This is a genomic window from Clostridium sp. CAG:265 (assembly GCF_000436575.1).
Classification (GTDB): domain Bacteria; phylum Bacillota; class Clostridia; order Clostridiales; family Clostridiaceae; genus Clostridium; species Clostridium lentum.
The window spans coordinates 153,371-178,553 of sequence record NZ_FR886642.1; the positions used below are offsets into that span (position 1 = coordinate 153,371).

At 29.0% G+C, this 25,183-nt stretch carries 24 protein-coding genes and 1 tRNA gene; 7 read left to right on the top strand and 18 right to left on the bottom strand.

What is annotated here, in order from left to right; translation table 11 throughout:
• The first annotated feature begins 288 nt into the window (after positions 1–288).
• On the top strand, positions 289–1,227 hold the full coding sequence (locus Q5O29_RS11545; protein ID WP_022213092.1) for an L-lactate dehydrogenase: 939 nt from the start codon (positions 289–291) through the stop codon (positions 1,225–1,227).
• Positions 1,228–1,285: 58 nt separating this feature from the next.
• Here the strand turns inward: Q5O29_RS11545 and nifJ are convergent, their stop codons facing one another.
• The gene (nifJ, locus tag Q5O29_RS11550) at positions 1,286–4,804 is read right to left on the bottom strand and encodes a pyruvate:ferredoxin (flavodoxin) oxidoreductase (RefSeq protein ID WP_022213093.1); all 3,519 of its coding nucleotides are present in this window, start codon (positions 4,802–4,804) and stop codon (positions 1,286–1,288) included.
• A gap of 218 nt (positions 4,805–5,022) precedes the next feature.
• On the opposite strand from nifJ, the gene Q5O29_RS11555 reads away from it, so the two are divergent.
• Positions 5,023–5,098, top strand: a tRNA-Met gene (locus tag Q5O29_RS11555).
• Positions 5,099–5,137: 39 nt separating this feature from the next.
• Here the strand turns inward: Q5O29_RS11555 and Q5O29_RS11560 are convergent.
• The 5 genes from Q5O29_RS11560 to Q5O29_RS11580 all read right to left on the bottom strand — a co-directional run bounded on the left by Q5O29_RS11560 (position 5,138) and on the right by Q5O29_RS11580 (position 10,220).
• On the bottom strand, positions 5,138–6,793 hold the full coding sequence (locus Q5O29_RS11560; RefSeq protein ID WP_022213094.1) for a cell wall metabolism sensor histidine kinase WalK: 1,656 nt from the start codon (positions 6,791–6,793) through the stop codon (positions 5,138–5,140).
• 226 nt (positions 6,794–7,019) lie between these two features.
• Positions 7,020–7,643 carry a cyclase family protein gene (locus Q5O29_RS11565; protein ID WP_022213095.1) on the bottom strand — a complete coding sequence of 208 codons (624 nt, stop codon included), beginning with the start codon at positions 7,641–7,643 and terminating at the stop codon, positions 7,020–7,022.
• Between the two features lie 172 nt (positions 7,644–7,815).
• Entirely contained in the window at positions 7,816–8,262 is a 447-nt protein-coding gene (locus Q5O29_RS11570; RefSeq protein WP_022213096.1) for a dUTP diphosphatase, read from the bottom strand.
• Between the two features lie 103 nt (positions 8,263–8,365).
• Positions 8,366–8,803: a hypothetical protein gene (locus tag Q5O29_RS11575; protein ID WP_022213097.1), complete on the bottom strand. Its 438-nt coding sequence runs from the start codon at positions 8,801–8,803 to the stop codon at positions 8,366–8,368.
• A 127-nt stretch (positions 8,804–8,930) separates the two neighbouring features.
• Positions 8,931–10,220, bottom strand: coding sequence for a uracil-xanthine permease family protein (locus Q5O29_RS11580; protein WP_022213098.1), 1,290 nt, complete (start codon positions 10,218–10,220; stop codon positions 8,931–8,933).
• Between the two features lie 384 nt (positions 10,221–10,604).
• Here Q5O29_RS11580 and Q5O29_RS11585 point away from each other — a divergent pair, with 384 nt between their 5' ends.
• Positions 10,605–11,330 carry a polysaccharide deacetylase family protein gene (locus tag Q5O29_RS11585; RefSeq protein ID WP_022213099.1) on the top strand — a complete coding sequence of 242 codons (726 nt, stop codon included), beginning with the start codon at positions 10,605–10,607 and terminating at the stop codon, positions 11,328–11,330.
• Between the two features lie 129 nt (positions 11,331–11,459).
• Here the strand turns inward: Q5O29_RS11585 and Q5O29_RS11590 are convergent, their stop codons facing one another.
• The 8 genes from Q5O29_RS11590 to Q5O29_RS11625 form a co-directional block, all read right to left on the bottom strand.
• Entirely contained in the window at positions 11,460–12,842 is a 1,383-nt protein-coding gene (locus Q5O29_RS11590; RefSeq protein WP_022213100.1) for an MATE family efflux transporter, read from the bottom strand.
• Between the two features lie 64 nt (positions 12,843–12,906).
• A complete protein-coding gene (locus tag Q5O29_RS11595; protein ID WP_279288849.1) occupies positions 12,907–13,029 on the bottom strand; it encodes a hypothetical protein in 123 nt (40 codons plus the stop codon).
• 61 nt (positions 13,030–13,090) lie between these two features.
• The gene (locus tag Q5O29_RS11600; RefSeq protein ID WP_022213102.1) at positions 13,091–13,273 is read right to left on the bottom strand and encodes a DUF4250 domain-containing protein; all 183 of its coding nucleotides are present in this window, start codon (positions 13,271–13,273) and stop codon (positions 13,091–13,093) included.
• A gap of 246 nt (positions 13,274–13,519) precedes the next feature.
• The gene (locus Q5O29_RS11605; protein WP_022213104.1) at positions 13,520–14,389 is read right to left on the bottom strand and encodes an ATP-binding protein; all 870 of its coding nucleotides are present in this window, start codon (positions 14,387–14,389) and stop codon (positions 13,520–13,522) included.
• Between the two features lie 152 nt (positions 14,390–14,541).
• Positions 14,542–14,886 (bottom strand): BRCT domain-containing protein, encoded by a 345-nt coding sequence (locus tag Q5O29_RS11610; RefSeq protein ID WP_186834554.1) that lies wholly within the window; start codon positions 14,884–14,886, stop codon positions 14,542–14,544.
• A gap of 120 nt (positions 14,887–15,006) precedes the next feature.
• Positions 15,007–16,647 (bottom strand): site-specific integrase, encoded by a 1,641-nt coding sequence (locus Q5O29_RS11615; protein WP_022213106.1) that lies wholly within the window; start codon positions 16,645–16,647, stop codon positions 15,007–15,009.
• A 78-nt stretch (positions 16,648–16,725) separates the two neighbouring features.
• Positions 16,726–17,463 (bottom strand): metallophosphoesterase, encoded by a 738-nt coding sequence (locus Q5O29_RS11620; protein WP_022213107.1) that lies wholly within the window; start codon positions 17,461–17,463, stop codon positions 16,726–16,728.
• Between the two features lie 38 nt (positions 17,464–17,501).
• Positions 17,502–18,371: a hypothetical protein gene (locus Q5O29_RS11625; protein WP_022213108.1), complete on the bottom strand. Its 870-nt coding sequence runs from the start codon at positions 18,369–18,371 to the stop codon at positions 17,502–17,504.
• Between the two features lie 162 nt (positions 18,372–18,533).
• Here Q5O29_RS11625 and Q5O29_RS11630 point away from each other — a divergent pair, with 162 nt between their 5' ends.
• Complete coding sequence (locus Q5O29_RS11630; RefSeq protein WP_022213109.1) at positions 18,534–18,689, top strand: hypothetical protein; 156 nt, start codon at positions 18,534–18,536, stop codon at positions 18,687–18,689.
• A 56-nt stretch (positions 18,690–18,745) separates the two neighbouring features.
• Here the strand turns inward: Q5O29_RS11630 and Q5O29_RS11635 are convergent, their stop codons facing one another.
• The 3 genes from Q5O29_RS11635 to pepV form a co-directional block, all read right to left on the bottom strand.
• Positions 18,746–20,095 carry an FAD-dependent oxidoreductase gene (locus Q5O29_RS11635; RefSeq protein WP_302632163.1) on the bottom strand — a complete coding sequence of 450 codons (1,350 nt, stop codon included), beginning with the start codon at positions 20,093–20,095 and terminating at the stop codon, positions 18,746–18,748.
• 103 nt (positions 20,096–20,198) lie between these two features.
• The gene (gene pepT / locus Q5O29_RS11640) at positions 20,199–21,413 is read right to left on the bottom strand and encodes a peptidase T (RefSeq protein WP_022213111.1); all 1,215 of its coding nucleotides are present in this window, start codon (positions 21,411–21,413) and stop codon (positions 20,199–20,201) included.
• Between the two features lie 24 nt (positions 21,414–21,437).
• Entirely contained in the window at positions 21,438–22,841 is a 1,404-nt protein-coding gene (gene pepV / locus Q5O29_RS11645; protein ID WP_022213112.1) for a dipeptidase PepV, read from the bottom strand.
• A gap of 288 nt (positions 22,842–23,129) precedes the next feature.
• Between pepV and Q5O29_RS11650 the strand changes: the two genes are divergently transcribed.
• From Q5O29_RS11650 to Q5O29_RS11660, 3 genes are read left to right on the top strand one after another with little or no spacing between them, the layout of a single operon-like run.
• Positions 23,130–23,354 carry a spore coat associated protein CotJA gene (locus Q5O29_RS11650; protein WP_279288851.1) on the top strand — a complete coding sequence of 75 codons (225 nt, stop codon included), beginning with the start codon at positions 23,130–23,132 and terminating at the stop codon, positions 23,352–23,354.
• Entirely contained in the window at positions 23,354–23,614 is a 261-nt protein-coding gene (locus Q5O29_RS11655; RefSeq protein ID WP_022213114.1) for a spore coat protein CotJB, read from the top strand. Before Q5O29_RS11650 ends, Q5O29_RS11655 begins: the two co-directional genes overlap by 1 nt.
• Before the next feature lie 3 nt (positions 23,615–23,617).
• Positions 23,618–24,196, top strand: coding sequence for a manganese catalase family protein (locus Q5O29_RS11660; protein ID WP_022213115.1), 579 nt, complete (start codon positions 23,618–23,620; stop codon positions 24,194–24,196).
• Positions 24,197–24,403: 207 nt separating this feature from the next.
• Here Q5O29_RS11660 and Q5O29_RS11665 read toward each other — a convergent pair whose 3' ends face one another.
• Positions 24,404–24,994 carry a zinc-ribbon domain containing protein gene (locus Q5O29_RS11665; RefSeq protein WP_022213116.1) on the bottom strand — a complete coding sequence of 197 codons (591 nt, stop codon included), beginning with the start codon at positions 24,992–24,994 and terminating at the stop codon, positions 24,404–24,406.
• Positions 24,995–25,183 lie beyond the last annotated feature (189 nt).

A 25,183-nucleotide genomic window follows, 5' to 3' on the forward strand; every position in this document is an offset into this window, starting at 1 on the left:
AATATCTGTTATTAATACGCCTAAGAGATATATACCAAAAATTATTATGGCTTCTCTAAATAACTTCATTTTTCCACTCTCCTTAATGTTTTTATCTTATTATTCTACAATCCTCATGATGATTATAACACTTATTTTTCAGTGTTATAAAATTTTCAAAAAATTAAAATAATTCTTCTCCTGTCTATAGTACTCTCTATAATCATAAATTATATTGAAAAGAATAAATTCATATTTATTCACAATAATAAATATATGGCTATTAATATTATAAAGGAGTGTTTATTAATGAGTAAAATATCTATAATTGGTGCAGGTTCAATTGGTGCTACTACAGCCTTTGCTCTATTACAAAAAGGAGTTGCCACAGAAATAATCCTTAATGATATAAATCAAGAAAAAGCTTTAGGTGAAGTACTTGATCTAATACATGGAAGTTCCCTTTGTAAACCTTGTAAGATTTCACTGGGAACCCTTGAAGATACAGCAAATTCAGATATAATTATTATAACTGCTGGTTTAGCTCAAAAACCTGGAGAAACAAGATTAGATTTAGTTGATAAGAACTATAATATCTTTAAAAGCTTTATTCCAACCTTAGCTAAGCTAAGTCCTAATTCTATCCTTTTAGTAGTTTCAAATCCTGTAGATATACTAACCTACATGACATATAAGTTATCTGGATTCCCTAAAAACAGAGTTATTGGTTCCGGTACTGTTCTAGATACTGCTAGACTAAGAAGCTTACTGGGAAAATACTTCGAAATTGATGGTAGAAATGTTGAAGGATATGTACTTGGTGAACATGGTGATAGTGAATTTGTTGCTTGGTCAGAACTATCTATCGGAAATATTCCTGTTAAGAGCTTCTCAGAACAGTTTAATATAGAATGGGATAAAGAAACGGAAAATGTTATTGCTACAGATGTAAAAAATGCAGCATATGAAGTTATCAATAGGAAAGGTGCTACTGCTTTTTCAGTTGCCCTTGCACTAGTTAGAATAGTTGAAGCATTTTTAGGTGATGAAAAATCTATCCTTACAGTTTCCACACTACTAGAAGATTACCTTGGCGTAAGCAATGCTTACTTAAGTGTTCCTACTATTGTTGGAAAAAATGGTATTGAAAAAGTTCTTGATATTTCATTAAGCGATGAAGAAAAGGTAAAATTCATCAATTCCGCTAACTTAATGAAAGAATATATAGATAGCATTGATAATAAATAGCTGTATTAAATACTGGTAGTAAATAATAAAGCATAGCTTTTTAGCTATGCTTTATTATTTAATTTATTTCTGATAGTTTCTTATACATACCATATCTTCTAATAGCATCTTCTTTAGTCCTTGCAAATAATTCTTCTGCCAGTTCTGGATATACCTTAGCTAAAGCAGAATATCTCACTTCTCCCATTAGAAAATCATTAAACAAATCATAATTTGGTGCTTTAGAATCTAAAGAAAATGCTGGTTTTTGTCCTACTAAATCTGGATTGTATCTATATAATTGCCAGTATCCACAAGCTACTGCCTTCTTTTGTTCACCTGGTGTATCTCCCATTCCTGATATAATTCCATGATTTATACATGGAGCATAAGCAATTATAAGAGATGGTCCATTATAGCTTTCAGCTTCTGCTATTGCTTTAACTGTTTGATTCATATCAGCCCCTAAGCATACTTGTGCTACATAAACATAACCATAAGTCATAGCCATTAGTCCTAAATCTTTCTTTCTTATTCTCTTACCTGATGCAGCAAATTTTGCTACTGCTGCAGTTGGTGTTGATTTTGATGCTTGCCCTCCTGTATTAGAGTATATTTCTGTATCCATTACTAAGACATTAACATCTTCTCCACTGGCAAGTACATGGTCTAATCCACCATAACCAATGTCATATGCCCAACCATCTCCGCCAAAAATCCATTGTGATCTTTTAACTAAAAATCCTTCATCCTTCTTTATTGCCTTAGCTAGTTCACTTTCTTCATTTTTTAAAGCTGCTTTAACTTTTTCAGCTCTCTCTCTTGTTCCTTCACTTTCATCTTTATTTTCAAGCCACTCTCTTAAAACAGATTTAACATCTTGGCTCATGTCACTTTCCAATGCTTTTTCAATATTACTTGCTATTCTTTCTCTTACAGCCTTAACTCCTAAATACATTCCAAGTCCATATTCTGCGTTATCTTCAAATAATGAATTTGCCCATGCTGGTCCATGACCATTTTGATTCTTTGAATATGCTGTAGCAGCTCCTGCTGCAGCCCATATTGACGTACATCCTGTAGCATTAGCTATCATCATTCTATCACCAAATAACTGAGTTACAAGTTTAGCATATGGAGTTTCTCCACACCCTGCACAAGCACCTGAGTATTCAAGCAAAGGCCTCTCAAATTGACTTCCTTTAACTGTAGTTTTCTTCATAGGATTTGCTTTATCTTTAACCTTATCTGTAGCATAATTCCAAGGTTCTATTTGATTATGCTGAGTTTGTTGTGGTCTCATTATCAATGCTTTTCCTGGTGCTGGACAAATTTCTGCGCAATTTCCACATCCTACGCAATCTAAAGGACTTACACCTATAGTAAAATACTTAAGCTCTGGATCTTTAATTCCTTTAGCATTTATTACCTTAAAATATTTAGGTGTCTGTGCTTTTTCATCTTCATTTAATAAAAATGGTCTTATTGTAGCATGTGGACATACATATGAACACTGATTACATTGAATACAATTTTCAGGAATCCATTCTGGAACATTTACTGCAATGCCTCTCTTTTCAAATCTTGTAGTACCTGATTCAAAAGTATCTCCAGCTCCAGTTTCTACAAATTTTGAAACAGCTAATTTATTACCTTGTAATTTATTTATAGGCTCACATATCTCTCTATAGAAATCAGTTAAATGTTTTTCTATTTTTTCTTCGTTATCTGTAGCATCTTTCCATGAATCTGGTACATTTATCTTTTTAACGGAATTAATACCTGCATCAATGGCAGCAAAATTCATATTGACTACTTTTTCACCTTTTTTACCATAAGAAGTTACAACTGCTTCTTTTAAATACTTAATAGCATCTTCTACAGGTATTATATTAGCTAGTTTAAAGAATACTGATTGCATAATCATATTTATTCTTCCGCCAAGACCTATTTCTTGAGCTATTTTAACAGCATTTATTGTATAAAAATTAATATTATTTTCAGCTATATAACTCTTTAAACTTCCTGGAAGCTTTTCTTCTAATTCTTCTTCATTCCAAATAGTATTTAAAACTAAAGTACCATTTTTCCTTAATCCCTCTACTATATTATATGAAAATACATATGATTGATTATGACAAGCAATATAATGTACTGAATCTATTTCATAATGTGACTTAATAGGTTTATCTCCAAATCTTAAATGTGAAATAGTTATACCGCCTGATTTTTTAGAATCATATGAAAAATAACCTTGAGCATACATATCAGTATGATCTCCAATTATCTTAATGGCAGTTTTATTAGCTCCAACTGTTCCATCTGAACCTAATCCCCAAAACTTACAAGCAGTAATACCTTCTGGTGTTACATCAATATTTTTTACTTCTTCTAAAGATGTATATGTTACATCATCATCTATTCCTATAGTAAACCTATTCTTTGGATTATCCTTACAAAGATTTTCATAGACAGCTACAATATGTGATGGATTTGGATCTTTAGAACCTAATCCAAATCTTCCACCAACTACTACTGGTGCATCTTCCATTTCACTTACTGCCTTAAGTACATCTAAATATAAAGGCTCACCTGAAGCTCCAGGTTCCTTTGTCTTATCAAGTACAGCAATTTTCTTAACAGTCTTAGGAATTTCAGCTAATAATCTTTCATAGCTGAAAGGTCTATATAATCTTACTTTTATCAAACCAACTTTTTGACCTTTATCCATCAAGTAGTCAATGGTTTCTTCTATTACTTCAGCTACAGCTCCCATTGCTATTATTATTCTATCTGCATCTAATGCTCCATAATAATCAAAACAGTGATATTCCCTTCCTGTAATGTGTTTTATCTTATCCATGTATTCCTCTACTATATCTGGTATAGCATCAATATATTTATTGATTGATTCACACATTTGGAAATATACATCTGGATTCTGATTTGTTCCTCTTATAACTGGATGATCTGGATTTAATCCATATCTTCTAAATCTTTCTAATGCTTCTTGGTCTATAAACCCTTCTAGATCTTTACTTTCAATCACCTCTATCTTTTGTAATTCATGCGAAATTCTAAATCCATCAAAAAAGTTTATAAAAGGCATTTGTGCTTTTATAGCAGATAAATGTGCAACTGCTGATAAATCCATAACTTCCTGCACAGATCCTTCACAAAGCATTGCTATACCAGTTTGTCTCGCTGCCATAACATCTTGATGATCTCCAAAAATACTTAATGAAGATGTGGCTATAGCTCTTGCTGCAACGTGAACAACACCTGGAAGCCTTTCTCCTACTAGTTTATATAAATTTGGAATCATAAGTAATAATCCTTGAGATGCTGTATATGTAGTCCCAAGAGTTCCTGCTTGCAAAGCTCCATGAAGTGCTCCAGCTGCCCCTGCTTCAGATTGCATTTCAACAACTTTTACAGGTTGACCAAAAATATTTTTTCTTCCTTTAGCTACCCATTCATCAACATGTTCAGCCATAGGAGATGAAGGAGTAATAGGAAATATTGATGCTACTTCAGTAAACATATAAGATATATGGGCAGCTGCTGTATTTCCATCCATTGTCTTCATTTTTCTCATTATCAGTTCCTCACTTTCCTTTCTTCACTATATAATTATTTTTTATCAAATTAAAATTAATATACCTTCATAGTATTTTTATTATTTAGTTAACTATGCAATTATCTTTTATAAAATTCTCTTTATGTTATAATAAAAAAATTATATATAGTTGACTTTTAAAAATTATAGGCATATAATTAAATTATACCTCAAGTAAACGTTTAAATACATGATGTCGCGGGGTGGAGCAGTTGGTAGCTCGTCGGGCTCATAACCCGAAGGTCATAGGTTCAAATCCTATCCCCGCAACCAAAAAAGAAGTTTAAAACATTTAAACTTCTTTTTTTAGTATTAATATAATTCATATATATCTGAAAATTCTATATTTATTTTTTGTACCAATGGTTTACTTTCAGCATCCATTACTTTATTATAAACATCTAATTCTTCATCAATTTTAATATTAGGTAATTTAACAACAAATTCACTGCCTTTAGAAACTTTTTCTAAATATACTTCTCCATCATGTAACTCTACTAATGACTTAACTAAAGCTAATCCTATACCGCTTCCTTCTTTTTTTCTATTAAAGGACTTATCTTCTTGAACAAATCTATTAAATATTTCTTCTCTAATATCCTCTGAAATTCCAATACCATCATCTTTAACCCTAATAAAAACATACTTCTCATCAGCTTCAATAAAAACCGAAATATTGCCATTATTATCAGTAAATTTAATAGCATTAGATAATAAATTTAATATTACCCTTTCCATACTTTCAGGATCACATCGTATTTTTAACTCTTCTATATATGTATCAAAAACTATATTTATATTCTTTGATTCCACATATGGAACAATTGATAATGTAATATCTTCTACTAAACTTACAATTTCACAATTAATAAATATAAGCTTCATATATCCAGAATCAATTTTAGTCATATCCACAAGATTATTTACTAACCGCAATAGTCTATAACAATTTTGTTTTAATGTATGCTCATATTTATTATAAGCATCACTTAAAGATTTTTCACCATTTTTTTTATTTATATCCAATAATTGAATACAAGAATAAATTATATTAATAGGAGTTTTTATTTCATGAGACAAATTAGCAAAAAATTGACTTTTAGCTTTTTCTATTTCCTTTATTTCTTTATATTTTATTTTTAGTTCATCAAAACCACTTACTTTATTATTTAAACTTATACTTTCCTCAATTTTCCTTATAACTTCTATATATAATCCAATTAATAATATAGTATAAGCAATTAATGTTAACATTTTATTATATTCTAAAATCTTGTCACTATACTTAAAAAATATATCAAAATTAAATATCCTTCTAATTGTAAATATACTAATAGTTGTTATAAATATTGTATATATAAACTTATTTTTTCGTATACATCTTATTGACAATAATATTAGTAGTATAAAATAGTAAATTAATATACTTCCTTGAAAAATATTCCACAAAATTTTATTATTGCTTATTAAAATATAATTTACATTAAATTTCACCTCTATAAATGTAACAACAAAGTTTATTATCATTGCTAAAATAATAGATATTCTCTTATTTTTAAGAATTTTATTGGCATATTTACCTTCATTAAAAATTGCTATTGTAAGTAAAAAAACTCTAAAAACAAAAGTAAATGTTATTAAATGTTGTGTTAATACATTATAGCTATTAATAAAATTCACATAAATATATTCAATTAAAATACTTACATATGATAATGTTAATATAAAAAATTCATTATTTCTATACATATAATAGTATAATATGCAAGTTGGAATAGCTATTATCCCTATAACTATATTAATTGAATTCAAGTCTTCAAGTATAGGCAAACTATTTATACTATTAATGTCTATTATCTGTATTCCTAAGATAGCACACCCTAAAAAAATAATTGTAGTAAATAGCATGTACATAATATGTTTTCTGTTTTTATCTCTATAATCCATTTGTTCACTCTTTAAAATCATATAGCTATAATCTCTTTTCCATCAATATTTATTTCTAATAATAACATAAATTGTCTAATTATGCTATATTTAAATATAGTAATATTTTCAATACTAGCTAATAATAGTTAAGTGAATGTTTTATTGATTTAGATTAAATATTATAATTAGATTACACAAGGAAATATATTTTATCCTATTTTTTCATACTTATTTTACATTTCCCCCCATATGCTTTTTCCTAAAATTAATACCCCTGATATTGAGCAAAGGCTCTAACCAAGCTAGCTTCTGCATTAATTTTTAATGGTTGAGCAAAAACTTCAAACTTTTCAACATATACTAAATCTTTTAAATTTGTTATGTTTTCTAACAATGCAATATCATTCTTTAAAAGTATCTTATGAATATTGTATGGATGTTTATCAGGAGAAGGAGCATCAATTCCTATCATTTTTATTTTCTTAACTACTAAAAATTCAGCAAATTCCTCACTTATCACTGGATGATCTTCAAAATAATCATCTTGACCAAACTTACTGCTACATCCAGTGTAAAATAAAACTATATCATTTTCCTTAATCTTTTTATAGTATTCTTCCTTTAAATTGATAATATCTTCTCCTACTACGTTAATTAATACACCGTTTCCAATAAATCTGTCCAGCGGATATTCACTTATATATTTGCTATTTTCACACATATGCATAGGTATATCTATATGAGTTCCTACATGCAGTCCTGTACTTATATTATAAGCAGTATAACCGTCCTTTTCCAAATCTGCTGCTTGTTTAATACTAAAACTTTCATCTCCAGGATATACCTTTGTATCATTATCTATTATTTGAGTTAAATCAACATACTTCATAAGTTTATATCTCTCCTTCTAAAAGCTTTTATTTTTTCCTAATTTTACCACATTATTTATTATAAGACAACAATTGACTTTGTCAATATTTACATACATTTAAAATTATGCTTTATATATATATCACTAAAGGGTTTATATTAAAAACTTTTAATATAAACCCTTTAAATATCTATTTTACCCCCGTAGTTCCAAATCCTCCACGATCAGAATTTCCAAAGTTATCAACTTCTTCAAGCTCTATTTCTGGCATTACTTCCATAATTCTAAATTGACCTATTTTATCACCTTTTCTTATCCAAGTACCATTCTTTTCATTGTCTTTTCCTTGTAGGCAATATACTGGCATATGCCATTGATCATTATCTCCTATATATGTATCATCAACAACCCCTACACTGTTTGTTTGAATTATTCCCCATGTTTTAAAAGTTGAACTTCTTGGTGCTAAATGTCCTTCCCATCCTTGTGGTAATTCTAAAGCAAAACCTAACGGTATCATCTCTCTCTCATTTACAGGTACAAACACATCTTTATTGGCATAAACATCAATCCAATTACCTTTGCTTATCTTTTCCAATTTCCTTGCTTCTTCAAAATATTTAATTCTTATCTTCATATTTTAATCCTTTCTTTTGTACTATATTCAAATCCTTTTTTATATAGTATCATATATTTTATTGGGATGATAGGATATAATTACAAACCTATCATCTCATTTATCATTTCCTTATCTTATTAATTACAAGAACAGTTTCTTCCTGATTTTCCTCATCTATTGTAACTTCATTCCATTCCATATATGTCGGTTTCTGAAAAAATCTTCTATCTACAATAGCTATCACTCTATAACTACCTTTTTTCAAATTTACAAAAGTAACTTGGCCTTTTTCATTTGTTAATTTTGATGAAATAAGCCTCGGTGAAATTCCATTTAACATGTACAAATTTATTTTACTAGAAGATATTAACGTTCCATCTTTACTACCTAATTTAGATATAACATTTATCTTCCCTCTAATATCTACATTTTCCTTTTTATTATTTTCTACCGGCTCTACCTCATAACTTTCATAAGTTACTATATTTTCTTCAGTGATATTAGGTACTATCTCTTTATCGTCTATACTTCCATAATCATCATCTATTTTAATTTTCATCTTCACCTCTCCTTTTATCATATATTGACATAATATGCTTAAATCCTAATTTTGTGATAAAAAATTAAAATTCACTATAAAGACAAAAAATGAGGCTTAGTTTTAACCAGCCTCATTTCTAATAATACTATTTATTTTTTCTATATGTTAAATTCATAACTTGATTTAAAATAACACCAACAATTCCTGCTAAACTTAATCCTGAAATACTAACACTGCTTGTTACTCTAATTCCTATAGGAGTACTTAAAATATTTCCTGATAAACCAATAAATAATATGGCTATAATTATTATTATATTTTGAATATTCATCTCAACTTTTTCTCTTTTTATTGTTTGCACTCCAACAATAGCTATCATTGAAAATAGCATCAAACTTATTCCACCCATAACTGGGCTTGGCATAGTTACTATTACTGCTCTAAATTTACCTATAAAGCTTAATAGTATTGCAAATACTGCTGTTATTCTTAATATTGAAGGATCATAATTTTTAGTTATTGCAAGTACTCCTGTATTTTCTCCATAAGTAGTATTTGCTGGTCCTCCAATTAGTCCTGCTGCAAAAGTTGCTAATCCATCTCCTAGCATTGTTCTATTTAAACCTGGATCTTCAATAAAGTTTTTTCCTACTACTTGACCATTGGTTGTTATATCTCCAACATGCTCCATAAATACTGCTAATACTACAGGAACAATTATTACTATGGCTGATAAATCAAACTTAGGAAGAGTAAAGTTTGGTACTGCTAGAAGTGCTGCTTCTGATATAGCTCCTGTTTCAACTATTCCCATAGCATATGAAATTCCATATCCTACAACTACTGCTATTAATATTGCTACCTGCTTTAACATTCCTTTGCCATAATGTTTAATTATTAAAGCTAAACCTAAAGTTACAGCTGCTATTAAAACATTTCTTATTGCTCCTGATTCTCCGCCTAACAATCCATTAACTCCAGCATTTTTTAATGCATCTGGAATTAAATTAAGTCCTATAACCATTATCATTGGTCCTACCACTTGTGCTGGTAATACTTTTCTAATTTTATCTACACCAATCTTCTTAATTATAAAAGATAATATTACATAAATCAGCCCTACTGTTACAATTCCACCTTGTGCATATCTTAAATCTCCATATTCTTTTGCCACCACTTGAATTACTGGAATAAATGCAAAAGATGATCCTAAGAATACTGGAACCTTTCCTTTTGTACAAAGATGAAATATTAATGTTCCAAGCCCTGCTGAAAACAATGCTACTGCTGGATCTAACCCTGTTAATAAAGGTACTAATACTGTTGCTCCAAACATTGCAATAAGATGCTGAAACCCTAATATGCCCTTAAAAAATCCGTTTCCAACTTTCGCTTTCTTTAAATCCTTACTTATTTCTTCTGTAAATTGCACCATATGTGGTCACTCTCCTCTTAATTTAATATAACAATGTTACTTGTCTTAACTAGCTAAAAGCCAATTTTCTTAAGGAGAAACTCTATTTCTCCCTTTATAGCCTCTCTGGACTATTATTAAAGGTATTTACATCAAAAAAGCTCCTTACCTGGTCGGTAAGAAGCTATAGATATCACAAAAAAACATAGAATACCACTATATGCTACTTTCCGACCTCTCTGGATCGCTTTAAAGATAAATCTTAAACTAATTATACATAGATGCTTTACTTTTTGCAATGCTAAATCACATATTTTTCTACTTTATTTTAATATTATTCGGAAATACTATAAATATGATTAATTTAATTTTTTTACTTCCTATATTTTGAAAGGAGACTTTTTTATGTGTAATTTTTTTAAAAAAACATCATTTTTCTTGTTGTTTCTAATGTTGATTACTCCTTTTTTTAAGGTGAGATGTGAAGAATGTTCCCTAGAAGAAGAAAGTAAGAAAACCGTCTATCTTACCTTCGATGACGGTCCTGGAGGTAAAGTAACCCAAGAAGTCTTGGACACTTTACAAAAAGAAAATGTTCCTGCAACTTTTTTTATAATTGGTAATCAAGTCTGCGGACAAGAAAATATTATCTTACGAATGAAAAATGAAGGTCACAGCTTAGGACTACATAGTTTTTCTCATGATAGAAATATTTTGTATAGAAGTAATGGTGATTTCATTAATGAAATGAAAAAATGTCAAGATGAATTATTTAAGGTTACAGGGGATTACTACACTATTTTAAGATTTCCCTTTGGTAGCAATAATAGTACCTATAAATTAACTAAAACCATGGTTGATTGTGTACATCAAAACGGCTTCACTATTTACGATTGGACTCAGGATACATTAGATGGCGCTAACCCTAATTCTCCTCCTGAACAAATTTTAAATAGAGCTATTTCTACTAAAGATACGGTGGTAATTTTAATGCATACTTCAAATATTAATATTAATTCTGCCAAAGCTCTTCCTAGTATAATTAAGTATTATAAATCTCAAGGATATATATTTAAAAAAATAACTTCTCATACTGATGAAATTTATAAAATAACAAGACCCAACTGTTAGTTTAATGATGAGTGATGAATTAATAAATAAACTTTCTTAAATAGAGTTTAGAAAATATTATTTATCAGAAACTTTTTAAGTTTCATTATTAATTCATCATTAATTCATTATTAACTAAATTGTGACAATTTAACTAATTGAATTAACGCAGCTACATTCACTGTTTAATTTCTTAAAGGACTTTAGTACCATGAAATAAAAGGCTATAACTAAAAGTATTCCTTTCACCACACTAGAAAGACTTATACTCCACCAGACTCCATCTACACCTAAAGCTAAGCTACTTGCAAGAATTAAGGCTGCTGGCACTCTTAATCCTGTAAAAATTGTACTTATAACAGATGGAATCATAGTTTTTCCAACGCCAAAGAATGCTCCAGTAGTAGTTATTTCTAAACACATAAATACCTGTGAATATCCTAGTATCCTTAAATAATCTGCTCCCTGCTTTATTACTTCAGGTTCATTTATAAATAAGGAGAATAACCATTCACCACCAAATATCAACAATCCAGTAGCAAATATTCCAAGAATAGATGATAGCATTAATGTTTTCTTGTAACCTTCTTTTACTCTTTCATATTGACCTGCTCCATAATTTTGTCCTACAAAAGCTGTTAAAGCAGCTGAAAAACCATCTGCTGTCATCCATGAAATTGATTCTATTTGTGAACCTACCTTCTGTACTGCTATAGGTGTTGCTCCCCATTCTGCAATTATTCTGCCTATTAGCATTGCAAAAAATGAAAATAAGCAATTTTGTGTTGCTGAAGGAGTTCCCCACTTAATAATTTCTTTAGCACTATTTTTTTCTAAATATTTAAAGCTCTTTCTATTTATCCTATAACCCATTTTATAAAATACATAAATAAATATTAATGTTACCATAACTTGTGACAATACTGTTGCAAATGCTGCACCTTTTACTCCCATTGCCTTAAAAGGACCAATACCAAATATCATCACAGGATCTAATACTATATTTATAATTAAGCCTATTGTATTTACTTTAAAGGGAAGTTTGCTATTACCTGAAGCAGTTATTATCCCTGTAAATTGAGGATTCAAAAAAGCACAAATCATCCCTAATGATACAATTACCAAATAGTTTGTTGCCATAGATATTATTTCTTTATCTCCTAATTTAAAAAATCCAATTAATGCATCCTTAAAAATAAGTAAAAATGCTGTATATGCTACTGCAATTATACTACACATAAAAATACTTGTATGTATATATATGTCCTTCTTATTCTCATCTTTTTTTCCTATAGCTTGAGAAACCCCTACTTGTGCTCCAGTTTTTGTAATCATAACCAAAGAATTGCCAAACCAAGTAAAAAAGCTTGCAGTACCTACTGCTGCAACTGCTGCACTTCCAACCTTACCAATCCACATCATATCCACTAAGCTATACGCCATTTGAATAAAAGATGTACCTAAGATTGGTATTGATAGTGTTAATAATGTTTTAAATATATCACCTTTCACCAAATCAACAGTTTTTTTCATAAGCTCCTCCTTTATTTTTTTACAAAAGAAAAAGACGAAGTTCGCCTTTTTATTAGGTATTTATCTAATTATCCTCTTCTTTTGAAACTCTCTTTTTATCATCTAATATTATTTTTACTAAGGCTGTTGATGCTGCAACTAAAGCCGCCAGTTTCAAACTTTTTTTTAATTTCATTTTATGTTTCACCTCACCTATATAATATTAAATACTCTTTCACAATTATACTCTTTTATTCTTATAGAGTAAATTATTTAAATTGATTTAATTGAGTATTATATTCATATCCTACTTTTGATAGCTTCTTAATCAATTCATCTTTATCTATATCTGCATCCTCACAATACTGGTCTAAACTATCATAAAAATCTCTTAACTTCATATTTACAATACTAACTAATATATTAGAATCCATATCTAATAAACTACTCATAAATTTTTCCTCCTATATCTAATTATATATTAATAAAAGCTGCCAAAAAAGGCAGCTTCCACCATTATACTAGAATTACTAAGCTTAGCTTCATTTTATTTTTCCTTACCTACTGAATTAACTTCTGGTACTCTAGCAGCATCATTTTTTTTATGCCCTTTATAACGCTCATGTTCCCAACTTGCTCTTTGATCTTTCTTTGCCATAATACCACCTCCAATAATAGTATTGATATTATGGATATTTTTATTCTAAAGGATTTTCTGGATCTAAGAATGAATATTTCTCTCCATCCTTTTCCCATCCTAAAATTGAATTCATATTTACATTTGTTGCTGACTTAAATATTGATTTATCTACATCTTTAAAATTCTTCTTTAATTCAGCTATCATATCCTTTATTTCATGTCTCTTATTACCAATCTTCTCTGCTGCAACCATGCATGCACAGTTTAATGGCCAAAGACCTGTATATCTGATAAATCTCTTTATATACTCTTCTTCCACAAGATAAAGTGGTCTTATAAGTTCTATTCCTTCAAAATTATCTGCTTGAAGTTTTGGTAGCATGGTTTTGAAATTACCTGCATATAAAACATTTAGCATAGTAGTTTCTATTACATCATTATAATGATGTCCAAGAGCTAACTTGTTACATCCAAGTTCTCTTGCCTTATTATATAATGACCCTCTTCTCATTCTTGCACATAAATAACAAGGATAATCTTTTGCCTTTTCATCAATAATTTCAAAAATTCTTGATTCATATATATGTACAGGAATATTTAAGTGTTGGCAGTTTTCCTCTAATAGTTCTCTTATTTGAGGATGATATCCTGGATCCATAGCTATGAACTCTAGTTCAAATTTTGTTTGTCCATGCTTTTGAAGTTCTTGGAATAACTTTGCCATAAGAAGCGAATCTTTTCCTCCAGAAATAGCTACTGCTATTTTGTCTCCTTTCTCCACTAACTTATACTCTTTTATTGCTTTAATAAATTTAGACCATATAGGTTTTCTATATTTCTTTACAAGACTTCTTTCAATTTCTTCAAGAGTCTTCTTTTCCTCTTCTGGTACTATTCTTGGGCATCCTTGTCCTGCTATACCGCTCATACTATCACCTCATATTTAACTTATGTTTAACTTTTTATCTTAAAAATCCTTTAATTCACTAACTTAAATTATTTTACTTAATTTATTTCATAAAAGCAACTCTATAATTATTGGTGAACATCACCATCTCTTTCAATATTCATAAGCTCCTGCTATATATTTAATATATCTAAGCTTAATTCAATTTCTTTAATATCATTTTCTTCATCTTTTCCCATTAATATATTATAAAAATCATCACAACTTATTATTTTACATCCCATTTTTTTTGCTTTTATAAGCTTTCCACCAGGCTTCTCTCCAACAATTAATAGAGTTGTTCTACTAGTAACAGTACTTTCAACTTTTGCTCTGCAGTTTCTTGCAAATTGAGCTAACTCCCACCTTACTGTAAAACCTCTTCCGGTAAAAACCACAACTTCATTCTCTAATGTTTTTCTGCCTTCATCATAATTAAAATTTCTAGAATCTACTCTATCAATCATTACTTCTGTCATTCCTCTTAGTTTATTTTAATATATTTATATATTATCTAAATATATTTATAAAAGCAAAATTTAATTTATTTCTGGCAATACTTTTAAAAATAAAGGAGCTTTGTTTACAGCTCCTTTTAACTATCCTAAATATTCCATATATTTGAGAATATATTTATCTTTATTCTTCATAGTTTCCTTTATTTTATTTTTTTGCAAATTACTTATAAAACCTTCATCATATAAAAAATTAAAATAATGACTAAGAGCATAAATTTGTGCTTTTATGCTACTTACACTGGTGGCACAAGTAGAAATAAACCATTCTCCTAAATACCTATCAACCATCATATTATCAATTTTCTTAAGTTCTTCTTCACTTTCATAACATAAAAAATCACATATAAACAACTCTATATTTCTACAATATAAAAGAGCTGTTTTTTCCTTAAGTCTCTTTTCTTCAATAAGATACTTGGCAAATTTATTAATATGTTCTTCTGCAAAATAATATAGTTCATCTTCCTTATCATTAATTATGTTCATAAATTTATGAATTATATTTTCATTTTTGCCATATAACTCCTTACATTCTTTATATTTTTCAAGTACATCTCTTTTTTCGTGTTTTGCTTGCTTCACAAATTTTTCCACATTATTCATATGGAAGTTAGATTCTTTATTTTCTTTTATCTTTTCACCATACATCTTTAATAGTTCTAAACCTAACTTAGTTAAGTTATGACCTATTTCATCATTAAAAACATTGGCAGCTTTTTCAAAAAAATCATTACTTTCCTTAAGACCGCATATTATTTCTTCAATTAAAAATGTTCCTAAATATGTTGGTGCTAACAATCCTAAATAATATGAAAATACTGTAGTAAAATAAATATCAAAATACACTCTTATTTCTGTACCCATTATAAAAGCACCTACATTATCACCCATAAGTACCTGTGCAAACTTTATAGTTTCTAAAATATTCTTATCTTCTGTAAGTTGGTCTATATTTTCAATAAAATTATTGGCAAAAGGTAATAATTCATCTATAAACCTATTAAAATCCTCTTCTTTTATGTCATTATTTAAAAATTCTATTATCTGCTTTCTTGTTGCTTTCTTTTGAACATTATTAATATTATTTATATTTCTCATGGTTATGTTAATGGTTGCTTGGAAAATCCTATTTAATTTCTCCTTATTCGACAACATCTTAAAATCTATATAGCTTCCACTCACTTGAAAACATTTACAGTTTATTGCTCTTATTTCTTCAATAATATTTAGTTCCTGACATAATTGAACTAGATAATTTACATAATACAAACTTTGAATTGTAAACTTTCTAACTACACTATCACTAATAGTTAAAATTTTTTCACATTGATTTTGAAATATTATTGAAGGATTAGCTACATTCATCAACATATCTATATCATTAATAATAGGATGTTCCTCTAAACTACAATATTGAAATTCTACATGAAGATTTAAGTTATTATCCTTTACATCATAAAGTAATACAGGTAAAATTACATAATTGCCTGGAAACCTTTGTTGAACTATACTATTAATTAAATAATTTGGAGTTATATATGTTTCATTTATCATAGAAGAAAAGAGCCAGTTTCTAAAAATTTCATCCTTTATTTTTAATAATTCTTTCTTTTCTTTGTTTTTTAGAAGATCATACTGTTCTTTAAATTCATTAATAAAATCTAAAAATAATTCCTCTATATAAGCATTATTTTTTATATATTCAATTACCCCTGATTTCATAAATTTAACTCCTTTTGTAAGATTATTATTTTACTAATTATTATTACCAAAGTTAAATAATATAAATCATAAAGATAATTACAATCTCAAAAATTTTCCACTTCTAATTTCTTTTATGAAAATATCTAAATCTGGTATTTGCTTTTCTATTGCTTCTGCTATTACTTTCTCATTATCATATTTTACCCTTCTGAAGTTTACTCCAAAAGAAGCCTTCTCCTTAAAGCCATATTCCCCTTCAAGTATTACATAAGAAGCCATTGGTATATTATCATAAGGACATCCTACACTCCCTACATTAAACAATATCTTTCCATCCTCAAGATAGTCAATAAACGCACCATGAATATCTCCATATCCAACAATATCAGATTTAATCCCCTCATTATCTAGCCTGCTGATTTTAGGAATATCAAACATTTTTAACTTTTCCTCAATTTCAAGATTAGGATACATTCTTAAATACACATCTTCACTATGAGCATGAAATAACCTAACAAATCTTCCACTTAAATAAAATCCTACAGATTCTGGTAAACCTCTTAAGTATTGTAGTCTCTCATCACCTATCCTATCTAAATACCACTTATTTCTTTCCTCCATTTTATGAGAAAGAAACTTATCCCAATTTCCAGCCACCACAATATCACATTTATATCTACAAAAATCTATAACTCTTTTACAGCTTGGGCCCTTACCAACTAAGTCCCCTAGACATATTATCTTATCTATATCATTTTTCTTTATATCATCAAATACAGCTTCTAAAGCTGGCATATTTCCGTGAATATCAGATATTATTGCTATTTTACTCAATTTATACTCCTCCCCAAAATATATTTTTAAATATATAATTATTGTTTAGTTTTTATATCTATCATTTGTTCAACTACTCCATATAATTCCTCATTAAATATAGATAACTTATCATATAATTCTGTTATATCCTTTTCTGCTTTTAAAGAAAATTCTTTTCTTTTTTCAATATCATCTAACCCTAAATTTGCAAGCTTCATCATCTCACTATCAACTACACATATATTCTTTAAAGCTCTTATATTTTCCTTATCAAAAGTATCTTCTAAAGCTCTCTTTAATTCACCTTCTTTTATATTAGCAAGAGTGATATTAAATTCATCTATAGTCTTATTAATCCATTTTATATCATCACTTTTTATATACGCATCATTGCTATTATAGAATCCATTTCCTTTTTCATCTTCTTTGAATGCCCCACTTATTATATCTTCAATTATCCTATTAATCTTTGAGTAATAGCTCATAAATATTATTTCTATCTTAGTAAACTCATAACCTTTATATGCTGAATCTCCTTCCGTAAATAAATTATCTCTTAATTCATCAACTATATCACTATCTATAGTTAAAAAACCTGTACTAAAATTTCCTGATTCAGCTCCTATAAAAGCAGCCCTTTCTGTCATTATTATCTTACTATTTTTATCTAAATTAAAGCTACTATTTATTTTATTGATTCTTTTTATATTTTCACCTTTTATAGTATCAATATCAGATATTACTGTTATTTTCCCCTTTAAAGACTTTAATGAATCCATAAGCTGAATATTTCTCTGACTCTTGCCAAAAGCCATTATGTAAATTTCTTTGGCTTCCTGTAACTTGCCTAATATATATTTATAGCAACATTCATCACTAGACTGTACAACTTTATAGTAATCACTTATATTTGTTTCAAAAATCATATTTTTGACCCCTTTCTTTTTTGCTTTTAAAAATATTGTATTACTTTTTGTAAAAACTATCTATATTTTTATAAATATCATTTATTACCTAATTTTTTTATTTATTTTACTGTTCATTTCAACTAAAATATTATACATAAAAATAAAAAGAGGTAATTAAAGATGAAAATTGAAAAAAAAAGCTCTAATGCTTCATTGATTTGTCCAATTTGTGGCGATACAATGAAGGATTTCAATTATGCATATGATAATAAGCAATATGGTAAAAATTATTACAAATGTGACACATGTGGTCATAAAGAATGCATTGTCAAATAATTTTTTCATAAAAACCAGGGATAAAATTCATTAAGAACTTTTATCCCCTTTTCTTCTTATAACCTTATGGACTGTTCAAAATCAAAAAAGTTATATGGATCATATTTCTCTTTGATTTTTCTTAATTTTTCTTTAAACGGACCATAATATTCATCTTCATAACTATCTAATTCCTTTAAAGGGAAATTAATAAATGAACCTTTAGTCATCGTCTTTAATAGCCTAAACTTTTCCAACATCCATTTTTTATTTTCTGGAGCATACTTTTGCTCTTCCCACAACACTTGGAAGCCCATTATTGCTTCAGCATCTCTATAGTAAAAACTAGTATTCTCTTTAGGTATTTCTTTTATTACTCCTCCTAGCCCATAAAAAGACACTGCTGCATATTCAGCTGACTTAGGTATATCTGAAATAACATCCACCATCTTAATTATTTCCTCTTCACTATAATCATCATATACAAATCTTCCAGATGACTTATATTTTTCATACTCTGGATGACTATCTTGAATTTTTCTATTGGCTTCAAGAACAGTAGTATATTCCAGATTAAAATCACTATTTATTCCTATATCTTTAAATGGTTTTAAAGCTTCCATAGTCTCTTTTTCATTACCATAAAACAGCCCTGTAATTTTTATCCCAGTACCTTTATGCATGGAATTATATATGGCAGTTTTTAAATTAAGCCTTATATCTAAGCTCTTAAATTCCTTTTGCCAAAGCTTAAATATTAGAACCTTTTCATCAATAGTTAAATTAGGATAATCTATATTTATCAAGGTAGCCTTATTAATTTTATGAGGAAGTTTAAATTTCATAGCAGTAACAATACCAAAATTTCCTCCACCACATCCTCTAAGTGCCCAGAACAAATCACTATTAACCTTTTTATCAGCTAATATTTTTTCTCCTTTATAATTAATGAGCTCCACTTGTAAAAGGCTATCAATCCCTAATCCTAAAAGCCTACTAGAATATCCCCAACCTCCACCTAAGGTAAAACCAACTACCCCGACTGTTGGACATCCTCCTCCTGGAAATAGATAGCCGGCACCACAAACAGCTTCATAAAGTTCTCTATTTCTTACTCCACCTTCTATGGTAACTGTTCTTTCTTCTTCATTTATGTATATTTTATTCATTAAGCTTATATCTATTACTAAGATATCATTACCATTGGAAAATCCCTCATAATGATGTCTTCCGCTTCTTATCCTAAAAGGTAATTTTTCTCTTGCTACAAAGGCCATAGCCTCTATTATTTCATCCTCATTTTTACAAAAAACTATTGCTAGCGGATATTTTTCTACTCCTCTATTCCAGCCTTGCCTTTCTTCTTCATAAGCAAAATCATCTTTGGTAATGACTTTTCCTTTTAATTTTGCAAAATCCACCTTCATTCTCCCACCTGCTTTATCTTTAGATTTCTTATAAAAAAAGCCTCCTGAAAATGGCTGCAATATTTCCTCTACTGCAGCCATTTAAATTTGGCTTAATTCATAACTATTTAGCGTAATTTTTTAAGATTTCTACTATTATATCTGCACATATATCCATGCCTTCAACAGTTATATGTTCATACTCACCATGATAAGCAAATCCACCTGTTCCTAAGTTTGGACAAGGTAACCCCATATAGCTTAATGTAGCTCCATCAGTACCACCTCTGATTGGTTCAATGATTGGCTTTACATTTAAAGTCTTCATGGCAGCTATAGCATTATCTATTAAATGCATACATGGCTTAACATGTTCTGCCATATTTTTATATTGATCAGATATAGTAATCTTTACTGTGCCTTCTCCATACTTTTCATTTAGTAATTTTTCAGCTAATAATAAAGTTGCTTTTTTAGCCTCTAATTTGTTATTATCATGGTCTCTTAAGATATAACTCATCTTAGCATAATCTGTATTGCCGCTGAAACTTTCTAAATAATAAAATCCTTCATAACCTTCAGTATGTTCAGGTTTTTCACATGATGGAAGCATTCCATTTAACTCTATACCTACGTTTACTGCATTAATCATGGTATTTTTTGCACTTCCAGGATGCACAGATACACCATGGATTTCTATTTCCGCTGCAGAGGCATTAAAGTTTTCATAAGAAATCTCACCTTCTATACCTCCATCTATTGTATAAGCAAAATCTGCTCCAAAGTTCTTTACATCAAAATGAGCAGCACCTCTACCAACTTCCTCATCTGGCGTAAAGCCTACACATATCTTTCCATGAGGTATATTTTCATTAATTATTCTTTCACAAGCTGTAAGTATTTCTGCTATACCAGCCTTATCATCAGCTCCTAAAAGAGTATTTCCATCTGTTGTTATAAGTGTTCTTCCTTTTAATTCCTTTAAATGTGGAAATTTGTTAACTGATATAACAGTGCCATTTAATAAAGTAATATCTTGGCCATTGTAATTTTCTACTATTTGTGGATTTACATTTTCTCCTGGAGCCGCTGGTGCAGTATCAAGGTGTGCTATAAGCCCTATTGCTTTTCTATCTTCATATCCTTCAGTTGCTGGAATATATCCATATACATAGCACTTATCATCAACTCTTACGTCTTTTAATCCTAATTCTTTCATTTCTTCCACCAACATATGTGCTAAATCAAATTGTCTCATTGTTGATGGCACAGTTTCAGATTTTGGATCAGACATAGTATAAACCTTAACGTATTTTAACAATCTTTCATATGCTTTCATAATCAATCTCTCCTTAACTATATTCTAGCTGCAAAGTTGAATTATTGCTTCAGTAAATATCTTGGCACTTAAAATTAATTCATCTACTACGGCAAATTCATCATCACCATGCATATTATTATCAGTTCCTGGCATTGTACATCCAAATGCCACACCATTTTTTAAGTTATGGACATATGTGCCTCCTCCAATGGCAAGACACTCTCCCTTTTGACCGCTATATTTTTCATAACAACTTAAAAGTGTTTGAACAAATTCTGAATTTTCATCAACATGATGTCCTGGTAAAACTTCACATGGTTCTAAAATGATACCATTATCCTTTAAATTCTTTGCCACAACATCTCTTAAATTTTCGTTAGTAGCACAAAGTGGTGCTCTACAATCAAAAGTTCCTTTTAAGGAAGTCATATTATATTCAAAGATAGTAAATGATAAAGTAAGTTCTCCTGATACTTCATCACTGATATTCACTCCTATAGCTTTTCCTTTATAGTCTCCATGTGGGAATAATTTATTTACAGCACATAACCTTTTAAATCCTTCACTTTCTGCAAAAGGCATTTCACATAATAATTCAAGCATAGCAGTAAGTGCATTATTACCACTTTCAGGATAAGCTGCATGTGCTCCTGTACCTCTTATATTAATTACACATTTATTATCTTCTTCTGTAATTTTATATGTTATACCTAAAGGTAAAAATTTTCTTTCACAATAGCCTAAAAGCTCATTGTAACTTATACCTTCTATCACTGCAGAAGCTCTGTCTGGAATAACATTCACCTTTACCCCTGAATTTACAGAAACTATTCTTGGAAGCTTTTTATCTTCTACAAATTCTGCTCTAAATTCTGGCTTAAAACTTCCCTTTTCAACATTTATAAGAGGAAAATCTGCATCTGGTGAAAAAGTCATAGGAGCTTCTTCTTCTCTATCATAATAGTACTTTATATCTGAACTTCCACACTCTTCATCAGTTCCAAGGATAAGCCTCACATTTTTATTTAACGGAATATTTAAATCTTTTACTGCCTTCATGGCATATAAAGCTGTTACCGCTGGTCCCTTATCGTCAGAAGCTCCTCTTCCATAAAGTTTTCCATCTTTTATTATAGGTTCAAATGGTTTTGTTACTGTCCATTCATCACTTACTGGTACTACATCTAAGTGTGCTAAAATATCTAATGCCTTTTCTTTTTCATTAAAGTCTACTGCTCCTACATAATTTTCATAATTTTTAGTGACAAATCCCATAGAAGCTGCCATACTTAATGCTTCTTCTAAAACCTTAGCAGGTCCTTCACCAAAAGGCATCCCATCTTTAGCTTCACCTTTATCACTCCTTATTTTTATAAGCTTAAATATATCATTAATCATTTCATCCTTATGGATATTGAAATATTCTTCAATTTTATCTTTATACACCTTATGCCCTCTCTTTCTAAATAAAATTATATTACTATTTTAATACTTTATTATTCTTATTTCTATAACTATCCTAAAGATTCTTTCTTAAAGGGAAAGTTTATATTTCATTATTTTCCCATAACTAAAAACACTCTTATTATATCGACATTTATTTATCTACTTTTTATTTTTTAACACTTTTTCTCTTTTTATTGCATAATATTATCTTGTACAATATTTATTAATGAAAGGATATATATCATGTACTTTTATAGAAAAGACGATTGTATAAAATGTAATGATTGTATGAATGATCCTTGTGATGCTTCTTGTAACACAGCCTGTAATCCAAAAGTAAATTGCTATGAATCTTATAAAGTATTTGCTCCCAATATATATGCAAAACCTTATATTACTTTACAGCCTTATGAACATTTATTTAATTTAAGTGATGCTTTTTATGCTGGCACTATTTTTAAAGATCTTTATAGCCCTTATTGCGATGTAAAATATGTTAAGGGGGTTAAATGATGGATAGAGAAGATTTATTAAATAATATTAGAAAAATGTTATTTTATTGTGTTGATTTAAATCTTTATACTGACAGTTTCCCATGTTGCGAAAAATCCACTGAAGATTATGAAATAATGTCTTCAAAATTAAAAAAAGCAATTTATGAATACGAACAGCAATATGGTCCTTTAATTAATTTCGGATTAGCTTATATGCAAAATCCTAAAGCTTGGATAGATACCCCTTGGCCATGGGAAAAATGTAAGGATGGTGAATAATATATGTGGTGCTATGTAAAAACTCTTCAATATCCTGTTAATTTAAAATGTTCAGATTTAAGTATGGCAAAACTTCTTATTACTCAATTTGGTGGCCCTGATGGCGAACTATCAGCAGCTCTAAGATATTTAAGCCAAAGATTTTCTATGCCTACCAATAAATCTAAAGGTATGCTAAATGATATTGGCACAGAAGAAATGGCCCACGTTGAAATAATTGCCACAATGGTTCATCAAATAATGGAAAACTCTACAATAGATGAAATAAAAAAAGCAGGTCTTGCTGGCCATTATGCAGATCATGGTAAAGGTGTGTATCCTACAGATGCTACAGGTAATCCTTGGAGTGCTACCTTTTTTCAATCTAAAGGTGATGTAATAGCTGATTTACATGAAAATTTAGCTGCAGAACAAAAAGCTCGAGCAACATATGAATGGCTTTTAAATTTAACAGATGATTACGAAATCAAAAAAATTCTGGGATTCTTAAGAGAAAGAGAAGTAGTTCATTATCAAAGATTTGGTGAAACACTAATGCACGTACAAGAGAATCTCTCTCATAAAAATCCAAATTGTAAATAAAACAAACTAGCTATCACAGATAGCTAGTTTTTATGTTATATATTTCAAAATATGATAATAATAAGAATATCAAATATTATAACTGAAATATATTAGAAATCAAAATTGGTATGGCAAAAAATATCAATGCTTTTAATATATTATGTTTTACAAGATTTACCCCCATATTAAACTTTCCCCTTAAGCTAAAATTCCACCTCTTTATTTCTATTGTCTATTATAATATTCAATTCCATCAGATGGCTTAAAATATGTTCTTATATATCCATCTTTTGATACAAAGACAATTTCATTATTCTCTGCATCATAATATATATCATCTCCGTCTTCTGCTTCCTGCTTATGTTTAGAAGAAGCTGAAGTTACTACTTCATTAGCCCCCTCTAAATAATCTTCTTTTGTTGTATAACCAAATTCACCACCATGCTTTAAGAAATGCTCCTCCCATAAATTATCATTACGGAATTCTAAAACACCATCTGCTTTTTGGCTTTGTAGCACACTTCCTATGTTTAAGGCATCAAAATTTATATTAAATACCTTACCTATAAATGATAAAAGAAGTACTACTGCCACTATAATAATATTTCTAAATTTTTTACTTTTATTCTTACTGTTAATCCTTTGGATATTAGTCTCTTTTATACTCTCTTTTTCATTATTATTTATATTCTTATTTTTCTTTCTACATTCACTACATCTCTTTGGCAGATTAAGACCCTTATCATTATAAAATTTTATTTCTGAATCTGTCAGTGTAAATTCCTCTCCACATTGTTTACACTTTCTTTTACCCACTATGTACCTCCAATTATCTTCATTTTTATATTAACCATATATTCTCTTAATAAATTTTCAAATAATATAAATATATTTATTATGTTATCATATAATAAAAAGGAAATCTATTTTTTATACTTGTGATTATTATATGATTATAAGATTTAGGTTTATATATAATTTAAAATCAATAAGAGCAGGTAAAAA